The following is a 13,662-nucleotide window of genomic DNA, read 5'->3' on the forward strand; positions in this document are numbered from 1 at the left end:
GGGGCCTCCCGGCCCGGGAACCGACGCCCGTCCTCGGATCAGGCGAGGACGGACGTCGGTGTCGTTGGGCCGAGGGGTTCGGGTACCGGACGAGGTACCGCGGGCTGGCCCCCGGGGGAGGGGCACGGCGGTCGGTGCAGGAGAAGCCTCACCCGCCGCCGACCACACGGCAACACCCGTCGGACGCTCTTGCGGTTCCCCGCGTGCGGGGGCACACCGCGCTGCGGTCGCGTGCGGACTCCCGCAACCGCCGGCGCACCAAGCGAGGGACGACGGACGGGAGGCCCGGTACCAGCTGGTACCGGGCCTCCCCTCCGTCCTGTGGTGCGTCTCCTACGTGAGGAGCGCGACCAAGTGCGATCGCGACCGCGCGCCGACCTTGCGGTAGATCTGCGTGAGCCGCAGCTCCACCGTGCGCTGCGACATGAACAGCGACGAGGCGATCTCGCGGTTGCGGTAGCCCTCGGTGACCTTCTGCACCACCGCACGCTCCTCGGCGGTCAGCGACGTGAGCACCGCCGACGCGTCGGGGGCGCTGCGCGGCGTCCCCGGGAACGCCGGCGAGAGCACCGGTGCGGACCGGATCGATGACGAGCCCGTGCCGAACTGCGGCATCGCCGCAGCCGGCGCCGGCGTCACCAGCGGTCGACGCAGGCCGGCCGCCTCGTACGCCGCTGCGGCCGCCGCACCGAGGCGCGGACGCTCAGCCGGGTTGCCGACCGCGGCCAGCGCCGCGAACGTGCGAGCCCGCTCGTACTGCGAGTCGTGCGGCTGGAACAGCTCCAGCGCACGGCGACGAGCCGTCTCGCGGGTGGTGTCGTCGGCGACGAGTGCGAGGCTCCGCGCCAGCACGAGGGCACCCCAGCGCCCGGGACGGGCATGGTGGTCCGCCGCCAGACGGGCCGTGATCGTCCGCGCGTCGTCGATCCGTCCGAGACGCACGTACGCCTCGACCAGGTCACCGAGGTGCCGGAGCACCGCGGGGTTCCGGAGCGACCGACCGATTGCGTCGGCGGCCTCGAGCGCGGTGGCTGCCTCGTCGAGGCGGCCGTCGAGCAGCAGGACCTTGCCGCGGAGCGCGTGTAGCTTCGCCGTCGCACCCCAGAGCCGACTCGTCGAACGGTGCTCGAGGCACCGGTCCACGACGTCGAGCGCCTCGGCGGAACGCCCCTCGGCGAAGTGCCGCCACGCGACGGCGATCGCGCGGGAGGGTTCACGCAACCGCTCGGCGACGGACGAACCGGACTCCCAGACGTCGATCGCGCGGAGCGCCTGGCGGAAGTTGCCGGAGCGCACCTCGTTCTCGGCCGTCAGGTAGCGCGCCGCCTCGGTCCACACCGCCGCGGTCTCCTGCCCCCGGGCGAGCACGAGTGCGAACACCCGTCGCGCGCTCCGGTAGCGCTCGCCGATGCTCAGCGCGTGGGCGAGGAGCAGCAGGGCCGGGTCGGACATCGCCACGAGCTCCGACGTCGCGAGCCCGTCGTGCAGCTCCGTGTCGGGCGGCAGCACGCCGTCCACGGCAGCGATGAGCTCCCGCGCGGTCGTCGCGATCTCGAGGGTGTGCGCGGACGCCGACCCCTCGAGCGGTTCGATCCGGTGCAGCAGGTCCTTCGCCTGGTCGAGCTCCCACGCCTCGGCACGGAAGCACGCCACCATGGCCATCAGCCCGGCGACGGCGTCCACCTCCGCCGGGTCGGTCGCGTCGACGGGGACGAGCAGCTCGTCCGCGTGCACGGCGTCACCGCTGAGGTACTCGGCCGAGTACTGCAGGCGGAGCCGGCGGACCTCGTCCGGCGTCGTCCGGAACGGACGGAGCGCCGCGAGGTACCGCGCGGCGAAGCCGAGCAGACGCTTGCCGAGCATGGCCTCCGCGACCCCGAGGAGCGCGACGTGCTCGTCCTCGGTCCCGCCACCGATGTGCAGGGCACGCTCGGTCAGCGCGATCGCTGCGTGCACGTTGCCGTCCACGACGTACGACCGTGCAGCCTGGAGCAGTGCGACCACGTCGGGGACGTCGTCGACGAAGCTCCGGTGCCACGCGGCCGACCGCGGGTCGCTCTCCGCGCTCGCCGTGGCCAGCTCGGCGTGTGCCGCACGACGGTCACGGGCGGGCATCCGCCAGTAGAGCGCGGAACGGACCAGCGGGTGCCGGACGGTGACGCTCTGTCCGCGGACGGTCGCGAGACCGGCCCCGACCAGGTCGTCCAGCTCGTCCCGGTCCCACGCCGTGGTCTTCGCGACGGGAACCAGGGCGAGCTTCGCGAGGACGTCCAGATCGCGTCCCGCGGCGGGCCCGAGTGCGAGCGCCGCGATGGCCTCGGTCATCGGAGTGGGTCGGAGCGGGAGCACGATCGGCTCCGCACCGGTGAGTTGCTCCCGGGTGAGCACCGCGAGCTGTTCGCGGAGCGCGCCGGGGTTGCCACCGGTCTCCTCGGCGAGGACGGCGAGGACGCCGTCGTTCGCCTCGGCCGGTGCCATGGCCCGGGCGAGGACCAGGGCCTCGTCCGACGGCAGCGGTTCGATGCGCAGGGTCGGCAGGGCCGCGAGCGGACCGTCCGACGGCACCGAGCGGACCGTCGCCACCACGCGCAGGGCGGTGCCCGCGAGTCGTCCGGCGAGGAACGCGATGAGTTCCTGGCTCTCCGTGTCCATCCGGTCGAGGTCGTCGATGAGGACGAGCGTCGGCGGGAGGGTCAGGGCGTGCACGGCGTCGAGGAAGTCGTGCGCCGCCGCCAGCCCGGCCGTCACGGCGGCCGCGGTCCCGCCTGCCTGCAGCAGGTGGGCGATGTGCGCGGTCGCTCGGGGGTCGTCGAGCGCGGTGAACAGGGAGGTCACCCCGGCCAGTGGCCAGCGGGATTCACTCCCGTTGACACCGACCCGGACGACGGGGAGGGAAACGCGGTTCGAGACCGCGTCGAGGACGCTGCTGCGTCCGGAACCAGGGTCGCCGACCACGACCATCGCGGACTCCCGTGGGAGCACTGCGAGGGTCGCGATCCGGTCGACCTCGAGACGTCGACCGGTGAGTGCCATGACTCACCGGCCTCCGGGTCCGGAGGTGGATGCTGCGAGGAGGGCGTCGGCGAACACGGGGGTCGCTGCGACGGGGCGCACGGAGGCGGACCGGACTGCTGCACGGCGGGTGACCGTGGCGGAGTGCGGACGAGCGGCGGCGACTGAGCGCGCGCCGGAACTGTCGTGGATTGGATGCGGTCGACGAGTGTGGGTGCACTCGGTTCCGCTCGGGAACGATGATGTCATCGTCTGTATCACCCCTCGGGTTAGGGTCTTCGGACGAACACGACCGGTCTGTTCCGCCGTCCGGATCTAGGGAATCCGAGAGCATCACGTGACCTGCCGTCTGGAGCACGATAACTCAGGTACCGGCCCGCCGAGCGGACTCCGGCGAGCAGATGTCCAGAACGGTGCCCCCAGTACGGGGGGGCCACGAGGGGGTGTGACACCCGCCCTCTGCACCCCGATCCGGGTCCGCCGGACGGAACCGGGGTACAGGTCTGTCCGGACCTCGTTCGTCGTCGCAGGTGTAGCACGGACGGGATGTCCAACGCCGAACCGACCGACGCCCGCCTCGATGACCGCACCCGGTGGCGTGCCTTCGCCGTGTGCGTGGCGGTCGCGGCCCTGACGATCCTCGACCTGTCCAAGGTGAACGTCGGGCTGCCCTCGATCGAGCAGTCGCTCGGGGCCACCAGCTCGTCGCTCCAGCTCATCGTGGCGGGGTACGCGCTGGCGTTCGGCCTCGCCCTCGTGCCCGCGGGTCGGCTCGGGGACCTGAAGAGCCGGCGCGTCATGTTCATCGTGGGGCTCAGCGCGTTCACCGGATCGAGCCTGCTGTGCGCCGTCGCACCGAACATCCAGGTCCTGATCGTCACCCGGATCCTGCAGGGCTTCGCCGCCGGGATCCAGATGCCCCAGGTCATCGGACTGGTGCAGCAGCTGTTCCGCGGGCCGGAGCGGGGCCGCGCGTTCGGACTGTTCGGGGCGATGATCGGCATCTCCACCGCCCTCGGGCCGACCATCGGCGGTGGCCTCATCGCGATCGGCGGCGAGGAGTCCGGCTGGCGGCTGCTGTTCTGGATGAACGTGCCCCTCGGGATCGCCGCACTGCTCTTCGCCGTCCGCCTGCTGCCGAAGGGCGCGCAGGGGAAGGCGCAGGACCGCGAACTGGACGTCGTCGGCATCCTGCTGCTCGGCGCAGCCATCATCACCCTGATGCTGCCGTTCGTGCTGACCAGCGGCGGCGGCGGTTCCGCGACCCGCTGGTTCTGGCTCGTCGGCTTCGCGGTGTTCCTCGTGCTGTTCGTGCTCTGGGAGCAGCGGTTCAAGCGGCAGGGCAAGTCGCCCGTGGTGCACTTCGAGTTGTTCCGGCTGTCGTCCTACCGCAACGGGCTGTCGATCGTCGCCGTCTACTTCGCGGCGCTGCCGGCGTCGTTCCTCATGGTCACGCTGTACCTGCAGGAGGGCCTCGGGCTCGCACCGCTGTTCGCCGGCATGGTGAGCATCCCCTTCGCCGCGACGAGTGCCGTTGGTTCCTACATCGGCGGACGGATCGTCGACCGGGTCGGGCGGGCGCTGGTCGTCGCCGGGCTCGGGATGGTCGTCGTCGGCTTCCTGCTGCTCATGGTCGCCGCCGTCGCCACCCCTCCGGAGGTCACGCCGTGGGCGATGGCCGGTGCGTTCCTGGTGGGCGGACTGGGTGGCGGGTTCGTGGTGTCGCCGAACCAGACCCTGACCCTGGCCGAGATCCCGGTCGAGCAGTCCGGGGTGGCGGGTTCGATGCAGCAGCTCGGACAGCGTGTCGGCACCGCGATCGGCACCGCGGTCGCGACGAGCATCTTCTACGGCATCGTGCGGAGCGAGGCGGCGGGGTCGGGATCCGGCGGGTCGGGCGGGCGTCTCGACGCGTACCACGACGCGTTCCGCAGTGGCACGACGTTCACGGTGTCGCTGATGGCGTTGGCGCTGGTGCTGGCCGGTGCGGACCTGGTGGCGCGTCGGCGCGCGGCGCGGCGTTCCGACGGTGAGGCCGAGCACTCCAGCTCGGCTGCGGGGTCCGCCGAGCAGACCGAGGCGTCGGGTCCCGCCGAGCGCGGCTGATCGCCCGCCGACCGTGCTCAGGCGTCGCGGCGGATGACCTCGACGACGGCGTCGTGGACCAGGCCGTTCGAGGCGAGGGCGCTGCCGTGCCACGGCCCGGGGTCACCGTCGAGCGAGGTGAAGCGGCCACCGGCCTCTTCCACGATGGGGACGAGGGCCGCGATGTCCCACGGCTTCAGGTCCGGTTCGCCGGCGACGTCGAGGACGCCCTCGGCCACCATCATGTACGACCACATGTCGCCGTAGGCCCGGGTTCGCCAGACCCGGCGCGACAGGTCGACGAGCGGCTCGAGGCGGTCGTCGTCGTCCCACTGCTGGATGCTGTTGTAGCTGAGGCTCGCGTCGGCGAGCTCGGACACCCCGGAGACCCGGAGCGGCCCGTCCAGCGAGAACGCGCCGGAGCCCTCGGCCGCCCACCAGCGCTTGCCGAGGGCGGGAGCGCTGACGACGCCGAGCACCGGGCGGCCGTCGACCGCGAGTGCGATGAGGGTCGCCCACACCGGCACACCACGCAGGTAGTTGGCGGTGCCGTCGATCGGGTCGACCACCCACTGGCGGTGCCCTTCGCTGACGGCCTCGGCCCCGGTGTCCGCCGTCGTCTCCTCGCCGAGGAACGCGTCGTCCGGTCGCTCGGCGGCGAGTCGCTCGCGCAGGGCCCGTTCGACGGCCTGGTCGGCGTCGGTGACGTGGGTGCTGTCGGCCTTCTTCGTCACGTGCAGGTCGGCGGCACGGAAGCGCTCGAGGCTGATCGCGTCGGCGGTGTCGGCGAGGGAGCGGGCGAAGTCCAGGTCGGCGCTGAGGTCCACGTCGCCCAACCTACCGTCGCTACGCGGCGACGACCTCTTCTTCCTCGAGCCGGGTGACCTCGCGCTCGCGGGCGATGCGGGTCCGGCGGGCGACGAGCCCGTGCACGACGACGCAGAGCAGGAGCGCGGCGGCCAGCCAGAGGGCGAGCACGAGCGACGACCGGCCGAGCGAGGCGTCCGGGAAGTACTGCAGGTCCTGTGCGGCCTGCAGCCACGCGGCACCGCTCCAGAAGGTGTGCAGGGCGGCGAAGAACCCGGGCTGGAAGGCCGGCTGGAAGATCCCGCCGGACGACGTGAAGTTCAGCATCACGAACAGCATCGTGAGGATCGGGGTGGTCCACCGTCCGAGCACGGGGTGCAGCCCGACGCCGAGCGCGACGATGGTCGCGTCGTAGAGCCAGGCGAACAGGAACACCTGCCAGTGGTGGGTGGTGATGACGCCGTAGATCGGTCCGGCGACGATCACGCCGATGCCGGCGACGACCCCCGCGGTGGCGAGCCCGATGACCGCGGTCCACACGGCACGGAGCTTCGTCGCGACCGAGGCCACGGCGATCGCGGACGCGTACCCGCCGACGCTCAGGGCGACGAGCAGGAAGAACAGCCCCTGGCCGGTGGTGTCCTGGTCGCCCGTGGGCACGACGTCGACGACCCGGAACGGCACGTGCTGGTCGTAGGCGATCGGCAGGAACACCTTCTGCGCGGCGCTCGCGGTCGTCTCCGACGCGGCGGTCGAGACGTAGAGCGTGGCACCCGTCGCCGTCGGCGCGTACACCGCGGCGAGGTCGCGGTCGCGCACCTGCTGCTCGGCCGCCTTCGTCGAGGCGACGACGTGGGCCACGAGGGCCCCGTCGGACTGGTCGGTCACGGTCTGGGCGAACACCTGGGTGGCCGCGCCCTGGCCGACGATGCCGACGGGCAGTTCCTGCGGTGCCGGGGCGTGGAAGGCGCCGAGGTACGCCAGGCCCATGCCGGCGGCCAGGAACAGCGGCACGAGGATGTGCGAGGCGAAGGTCAGCAGCACGCGACCGAGGCCGGCGGGGCGCAGGACGCTGTCGGAGCGCTGCGGCTTCGTGGCCCGTGGGGACTTGTGGGTGGGGGAGTGGTGCGCGTGCGACGTCGTCGTCGTGCTCGGGGACGGGGCGTCGACAGCGGGGGTCGGCGCAAAGTTGTACTTTGCAACTTCAGACACGACCGCAACTGTACAACCCCGATGCGTGCTTGTCGACGGCGGCCGGTGCCGAGGCGCCGTCCGGTGCGAGGTTGCGCGGGAACCAGAGTGGTCACGACTCACCGCGCGCCGGCGCTCGAGTGGTCACGAACTGTCGGTTGCCGCACCTCCAGCCGACAGTTCGTGACCACTCGCCGCACGCACCGCGGGCTGTTGCGACCGGCCGCCGACCGGCCGCCGACCGGCTGCCGACCAGCAGTCGACCGGCCGGCGCCACCGCGCCGCGCGCTACTCGGAACCGGGGTCGGACGCACCCATCCCGGTCAGCAGCGCCCGGAACGAGTCGAGCCGCTCGACACCGGTCGGCCCCAGCTCCCCGTCCTGCACCCGGTCGACGATCTCCCAGTCGTGCGCCTGCGCCAGCGGGATGCCGTCCCGCGCGGGCAGCACCGGCACGGCGTGCGACGCGAACGCCCGGAAGACGTTCGCGGGGTCGACGTGCCCGAGGCCGAACGACCGCACGCCCGGCGTGTCGATGATCCACCCGCCGTCACGGACCCGCAGCGCGATCGACGACGACGACGTGTGCCGCCCCCGACCGGTCACCGAGTTCACGACGCCGATCGCGCGCGTCGACCCGGTCAGGGCGTTCACCAGGGTCGACTTGCCCACACCGGAGTGCCCGACGGTCACGGTCACCTTGTCGTCGAGCAGCTCGTGCAGCGCCTCGAACGGGACGTCGTCCGAGCGGCTCGTCACGATCCGTAAGGAGAGGCACGCGAAGTGCGCCAGGAACGCAGCGGGGTCGGCGAGGTCGGTCTTCGTGATGCAGAGGATCGGGTCGAGGCCGGCGTCGAACGCGGCCACCAGGTACCGGTCGATCAGGCGGGTGCGCGGCTCGGGGTCGGCGGCGGCCACCACGATGAGCATCTGGTCGGCGTTCGCCACGATGACGCGCTCGACCTCGTCGGAGTCGTCGGCACTCCGCCGCAGCAGTGTGGTGCGCTCGGCGACCTTCACGATGCGTGCCAGCGAGCCCGGGTCACCGGAGACGTCCCCGACGAGCGACACGTGGTCGCCCGTGACGACGGACTTCTTGCCGAGCTCGCGGGCCTTCGTCGCGGTGATGACGTGGTCGTCGATCAGCACGCCGAACCGCCCGCGGTCGACGTTCGTCACCCAGCCGACCGGGGCGTCGTCGTACGTCGGCCTGGTCTTCGTGCGCGGTCGGTTGCCCTTCGGGTTCGGCCGCACCCGCACGCTCGACTCGTCGTACTGCCCGTACGGCTCGTCCGCGTCGGAGTCGTCACCGTCGGTGTCGTCCCACCAGCTCATGCGTCAGTCCCCACTCACCGGTGCCGCGGCCACCGAGGACGCCACGAGCGCCGCCCACAGCTCCGGGAACTGCGGCAGCGTCTTCGCGGTCGACCCGATGTCGTCGACGGCGACGCCGTCGACGACGAGGCCCACGATCGCCCCCGCGGTCGCCATCCGGTGGTCGTCGTACGCGCCCCAGGCGCTGCCGTGGAGCGGCGCCGGCTCGATCCGCAGGCCGTCGTCGAGTTCGTGCACCGCGCCTCCAGACCGGTTGAGGTCCGCCGCCAGCGCGGCCAGGCGGTCCGTTTCGTGCCCCCGCAGGTGGCCGATCCCGGTGATCTCGCTCGGGCCGTCCGCCAGCGCGGCCAGCGCGACGAGCGCCGGGGCGAGTTCGCCGCCGCGGCTCAGGTCGAGTTCGAGACCCGGCAAGGAGGCCCCACCCCGGATCCCGACGCCGCCGTCGACGACCAGGTCGTCACCGTCACGGACCACGCTCGCCCCCCACAGGGGCAGGAGCGTCTCGAGGTCGGCACCGACCTGCGTCGTCTCGGTGGGCCAGGTGCGGATGCGCACCGTGCCGCCGGCGACGAGCGCGGCGACGGCGAACGGCGCCGCGTTCGACAGATCGGGCTCGATCGTGACGTCACGCGCGCCGATCGGGCCGGGGTGCACGACCCACTCGCCGACCGACGGCTCGTCGACCCGGACGCCGCGGGCACGGAGCGCCGCGACGGTCATCTCGATGTGCGGCATGCTCGGCAGGCGTTCGCCCACGTGGGTGAGGTGCAGGCCCTCGTCGAAGCGGGGCGCCGACAGCAGCAGCCCGGAGACGAACTGCGAGGACGCCGACGCGTCGATCGTCAGGGCCCCACCGCGGACCGAGCCGGTGCCGGTGAACGAAAACGGCATGGAACCCCCGCCGTCGTCCGTGACGTCGACACCGAGGTCCACGAGTCCCTGCACGATGGCGTGCATCGGTCGCTTGCGGGCGTAGGGGTCGCCGTCGACCGTGACGGGCCCGACGGCCAGGGCGGCGAGCGGTGGCAGGAAGCGCATCACGGTGCCGGCCAGCCCGCAGTCCAAGCGGACGTCGCCGTGCATCGGGGCGGGCGTGATCCGGAGGTCCGGACCGTAGGGGTTCGGGGCGGTGCCGGTCGCCGGCTCGAGCTCCTCGATGCCGACGCCGAGCGCACGGAGGCCCGCGATCATCAGCGCCGAGTCACGGGAGTGCAGCGGGAGCCGGATCGTCGAGGGGCCGTCCGCGAGGGCCGCGAGCACGAGCTCCCGGTTCGTCAGCGACTTCGACCCGGGCAGCGCGACGTCACCGCGCAGCGGACCCCCTGCGACCGGGGCGATCCAGGGGTCGGCGGGCCGGAGCCCGCTGTGGGAATGCGTCGTGTCTGCCATCGGTTCACCAGGGTACTGAACGCACCGGGAGGATCAGTGGCGACAGCAACACTCGCACGAGAGCGGACCGGCACGGCAACCGTGCTGACCGCGGTGCCGACGACGCTCGGCACGCTCGGCCTAGACTTGGCGGCGATGACGACCGACGAACCGCAGGCAGCTCCGCACCACCTGGTCGACGAGACCGAGGTGCAGCTCGACGCCGTCGAAGAGGAGCACGAAGCCCTCGACGACGCCGCAGACGAGCCGGTGGACGCGAAGACCGTCTCCGAGGGGGAGCTGCGGTCCCTGTTCGAGGACCAGGCGCTGCCCTTCATGGACCAGCTCTACGGTGCGGCCATGCGGATGACCCGCAACCCGGCCGACGCGTCGGACCTGGTGCAGGAGACGTTCGTCAAGGCCTTCGCCGCGTTCCGCCAGTTCAAGCAGGGCACGAACCTGAAGGCCTGGCTGTACCGGATCCTCACGAACACGTTCATCAACACGTACCGCAAGAACCAGCGGAACCCGTACCAGGGCACCATCGACGAGCTCGAGGACTGGCAGCTCGGCGGCGCGGAGAGCGTCACTCAGTCGATCTCCGCCCGGTCCGCCGAGGCCGACGCGATCGACCACCTGCCGTCCTCCGCCGTGAAGGACGCACTGCAGGCCATCCCGGAGGACTTCCGGATGGCCGTGTACTTCGCCGATGTCGAAGGCTTCTCGTACCAGGAGATCGCCGACATCATGAAGACCCCCGTGGGGACGGTCATGAGCCGCCTCCACCGTGGCCGCCGGCTCCTCCGTGGGCTCCTGGCGGACCACGCCCGTGAGACCGGCATCGTCCCGGACGCAGCGTCGACGGCGACGATGCGTGGACGGGGCCGAGGCGCGGCACAGACGACGAAGGCAACCGCGGCCACGGGTCGCACCGGACGGAAGGACGCACGATGAGCGGCTGCGACTGCTCGAAGGCGAAGGCCGAGCTCGAGGAGTTCCTGCACGACGAGCTCCGGCACGAGGACGCCGCGGACATCCGCGAGCACATGGACGGGTGCGAGGACTGCCAGACCGAGCACCGCGTCGGCGTCGTGCTCATGGAGACCGTGCGTCGCGCCTGCAAGGAGACCGCTCCCGACCAGCTGCGCAGCGAGATCCTTGCGCGCATCCGGGTGGAGCAGGCGACGCACTGACCGGTGTCAGCGGCCGGCGGTGAACCGGGCTGCGACGGTCTCGGCGTCGAGGACACGGTCGTAGACGGTTGCCGAGTCGATGTCGCCCGTGAACCCGAAGTTCCCCGAGTCGGGCCAGCCGACCAGGGTTCCGCGGCCGGTGCGCCAGTGTCCGTCGTACTGCCGAGCGGCGACGGCATCGGTTCGTCGCTCCTTGCGCTGGCCGTCGACGTAGAGGGTCATCGATCGTGACTCGAACGTCGCCACGGCGTGGTGCCACTCGCCGTCCGCGACGTCACCGCCGCCGACCGTGAAGTTGAAGAGGTTGCCGGCGCCCTGCACGCCGAAGCGCAGGCCGCCGCCGGAGTCGATGTACAGGTGCCGGTCGCGGTAGGTCGATGCGGGGGCGGTGTCGGACGTGAAGCCGAACACCCGGCCGCCCGCGGGATCGGCGGACCGGAACCACACCTCGAGTGAGAAGACCTGCGGTCCGGTGGTGGGCCGGTCGGTGACGGCGTAGTCGTCGGTGCCCGCGCCCGGGTAGGTGCTCCACGGGTTCGCCGCGCAGCTTCCGTCGACACGTGACGCGTCGCCGACGAAGCGTCCGTCCGCGCCGTGTCCGCTGCTGTCCTGCACGATGTCGCCCTGTTTCTCGGCGAAGTCCCACGCCAGCTGGCTGCCGGCGGGAGCGGGTTCGTGGAAGCACGGGAACGTACCGGTGCCGAGGGTCGTGGCGGTCGCCGTGGTGCCGCTGAACCCCGCCCCTGCAGAGCCGGCGGCGAGTGCGATGGTCAGGACGGTGACCGCGGCGACGACGGACAGCGAAAGGCTCGCCGCGACGTCCGGAGCGCCGGTACCCCCTGCTCCGGACACGGGTGCTCCGGTGCCGGGCGTCAGGGCAGCCGTGCCGAGGTCCCAACGCGGCGTCCCACACCGTCGACAGGGTCGGCCAGCGGTGATGTCGCGATCGGCCCGTGCCGCCCGCACGAGCGCGAGCGCCGCCACGACGGCGATGCCGATCGGCACCCAGGACTGCTGCCGTGACCACACGGTCGGGAGCCCGATGCCGGGGAAGCGCAGCACGCCGACGCCGAGGACGGCCTCGGGCATGACCGCCGTCCGGTCCGCGGTCGGGTTCGCGTCACCCCGGAGCCGCAGGCGGCCGTCCTGCTCGATGCGCTCCAGCCGGTGGAGCCGGAGCCGCTCGGCGTGATCGGGGTCGTCGACGAGCAGCACGCGACCGGGATCGACGGCATCGGGACCGGCGGGCATGGCGGCGACGACGTCACCGGTCCGGATGCCCGGGGCCATCGAATCCGAGACCACCGTCGTGACGTGCCAGCCGAGGGATGCCGGCAGTGCGGCCCAGACGGCGAGCAGCAGCACGGACCACAGGACCGTGCGCGACGCGACCGCGAGGAGCAGCCGTGGTACGTCGCCGGTGCACCGGACGTGTCGGTGGGTGGCGGTGGACATCGGCTGCTCCTCGGTTCGGTCGGGTCGGGCGGGAGGGATCGGGATGGGGACGGGGATCAGTCGGTCTGCGCTTCCCACACGAACGTGGTGCCGGCCTCGGACGACTGAACCGTGTTCGGCGCGCCCTCGCCCAGGTCGTAGCTGAAGCGGTAGGTCGTGCTCGTCGTCCCCGTGGTGGGCTGCCACGCATCGACCCCGGTGCCGAACGACTCGAGTTCCATCAGACCGGCGAGCGTGCCGTCGTGCACGGTCGTCCCCGTGGTGAAGGTGCTGCAGTCGCCCGCGGTGCCGAGGCTGCCGCGCTCGACGGTCAGCCCGACGTGCTCAGCGAGGGAGTCGGCGTCGGCCGCGTCTGCGGCGTAGAGCTTCACGGTCGAGGCGTTGGTGGTGTTCGCCGTGACGGTGATGCAGTTGGAGCCGGCGGACCCGGGCACCAGGTCGTCGACGTCGAACATCGCGAGGCCCTGGTCGTCGTCGGTGAGCGAGACGGCACCGGTGCGCCAGCTGTTCGCGGCGTTGTCGGTGCTGCTCGAGAAGGCGGCGTACGAGGCCGTGGCGATGAGTGCGCCGCTGGCGACGACGGCGAGCGGGAACGCGATCCAGGCTGCGGTGCGGCCGTGGCGGGAGGTGATGTGCATGGCTGTCCTGTCGGTCGGGATCACCCGGCGGGTGATATGCAAACAGGGTATATGAATATCAGTTGCAACGGAACCCCGTCGCAACACGACCGAACGCACGGGTAGGTTGGCCGACATGACCCTCTCCGTCGAGTCGACCTCCACCTGGTCCGACACGGACGTCGCCGACGTCGCCGCCCTCGTCCGTCTGCTCGGTCACGACGTCGACGATGCGTCGATGCGTGCGCGCCTCGCTCGACTCACACCCGAAGCCGGCCACCGGACCTGGGTGGTGCGGGGTGACGACGGTCGCGTGGTCGCCGTCGCCGGTGCCCAGGTCACCTGGGCGTACGCGAGCGACGAGCCGACGGCGCAGCTGCTGCTGCTGGTCGTCGACGACACGGCCAGGAGGCTCGGCACCGGTTCGGCGCTCATCGGCACGTTCGAGGCATGGGCGGTCGAGCAGGGAGCGCGTCGCCTCAGCGCCGTCAGTGCGGCCGCCACCGACAGCGCGCACCGCTTCTACCAGAAGCGCGGGTACCACGACGCCGGGGTGCGGTACACGAAGATCGCGTAGCGCCGCCGCCTTCCGCGCGAAC

The 13,662-nt window shown here is 72.1% G+C and carries 11 protein-coding genes; 4 read left to right on the forward strand and 7 right to left on the reverse strand.

Features of this window, described 5'->3' with window-relative positions; genetic code table 11:
- Positions 1-333: 333 nt before the first annotated feature.
- Complete coding sequence (locus tag DEI85_RS06750; protein WP_111123453.1) at positions 334-3,033, reverse strand: helix-turn-helix transcriptional regulator; 2,700 nt, start codon at positions 3,031-3,033, stop codon at positions 334-336.
- A 525-nt stretch (positions 3,034-3,558) separates the two neighbouring features.
- Here DEI85_RS06750 and DEI85_RS06755 point away from each other — a divergent pair.
- Complete coding sequence (locus tag DEI85_RS06755) at positions 3,559-5,118, forward strand: MFS transporter (RefSeq protein ID WP_111123452.1); 1,560 nt, start codon at positions 3,559-3,561, stop codon at positions 5,116-5,118.
- Positions 5,119-5,135: 17 nt separating this feature from the next.
- On the opposite strand, the gene hisN is transcribed toward DEI85_RS06755, so the two are convergent.
- From hisN to aroA, 4 genes are all read right to left on the reverse strand, one after another.
- The gene (hisN, locus tag DEI85_RS06760; protein WP_111123451.1) at positions 5,136-5,924 is read right to left on the reverse strand and encodes a histidinol-phosphatase; all 789 of its coding nucleotides are present in this window, start codon (positions 5,922-5,924) and stop codon (positions 5,136-5,138) included.
- A 19-nt stretch (positions 5,925-5,943) separates the two neighbouring features.
- On the reverse strand, positions 5,944-7,116 hold the full coding sequence (locus DEI85_RS06765) for an ABC-2 transporter permease (RefSeq protein WP_146248990.1): 1,173 nt from the start codon (positions 7,114-7,116) through the stop codon (positions 5,944-5,946).
- Between the two features lie 267 nt (positions 7,117-7,383).
- Positions 7,384-8,430, reverse strand: a complete 1,047-nt coding sequence (gene rsgA, locus DEI85_RS06770; RefSeq protein ID WP_110859063.1) for a ribosome small subunit-dependent GTPase A — start codon at positions 8,428-8,430, stop codon at positions 7,384-7,386.
- Positions 8,431-8,433: 3 nt separating this feature from the next.
- Positions 8,434-9,819, reverse strand: a complete 1,386-nt coding sequence (gene aroA / locus DEI85_RS06775) for a 3-phosphoshikimate 1-carboxyvinyltransferase (protein ID WP_111123449.1) — start codon at positions 9,817-9,819, stop codon at positions 8,434-8,436.
- Between the two features lie 135 nt (positions 9,820-9,954).
- Between aroA and DEI85_RS06780 the strand changes: the two genes are divergently transcribed.
- Complete coding sequence (locus DEI85_RS06780) at positions 9,955-10,752, forward strand: sigma-70 family RNA polymerase sigma factor (protein WP_216852363.1); 798 nt, start codon at positions 9,955-9,957, stop codon at positions 10,750-10,752.
- The gene (locus DEI85_RS06785) at positions 10,749-10,991 is read left to right on the forward strand and encodes a zf-HC2 domain-containing protein (protein WP_027465838.1); all 243 of its coding nucleotides are present in this window, start codon (positions 10,749-10,751) and stop codon (positions 10,989-10,991) included. The genes DEI85_RS06780 and DEI85_RS06785 overlap by 4 nt, the downstream gene beginning before the upstream one ends.
- 6 nt (positions 10,992-10,997) lie before the next feature.
- Here the strand turns inward: DEI85_RS06785 and DEI85_RS06790 are convergent, their stop codons facing one another.
- The gene (locus tag DEI85_RS06790) at positions 10,998-12,446 is read right to left on the reverse strand and encodes a LamG-like jellyroll fold domain-containing protein (protein ID WP_110859060.1); all 1,449 of its coding nucleotides are present in this window, start codon (positions 12,444-12,446) and stop codon (positions 10,998-11,000) included.
- A 56-nt stretch (positions 12,447-12,502) separates the two neighbouring features.
- On the reverse strand, positions 12,503-13,084 hold the full coding sequence (locus DEI85_RS06795) for a hypothetical protein (protein WP_111090464.1): 582 nt from the start codon (positions 13,082-13,084) through the stop codon (positions 12,503-12,505).
- 115 nt (positions 13,085-13,199) lie between these two features.
- Between DEI85_RS06795 and DEI85_RS06800 the strand changes: the two genes are divergently transcribed.
- On the forward strand, positions 13,200-13,640 hold the full coding sequence (locus tag DEI85_RS06800; protein WP_110859058.1) for a GNAT family N-acetyltransferase: 441 nt from the start codon (positions 13,200-13,202) through the stop codon (positions 13,638-13,640).
- Positions 13,641-13,662 lie beyond the last annotated feature (22 nt).

Source organism: Curtobacterium sp. MCBD17_026 (genome assembly GCF_003234895.2).
GTDB lineage: Bacteria > Actinomycetota > Actinomycetes > Actinomycetales > Microbacteriaceae > Curtobacterium > Curtobacterium flaccumfaciens.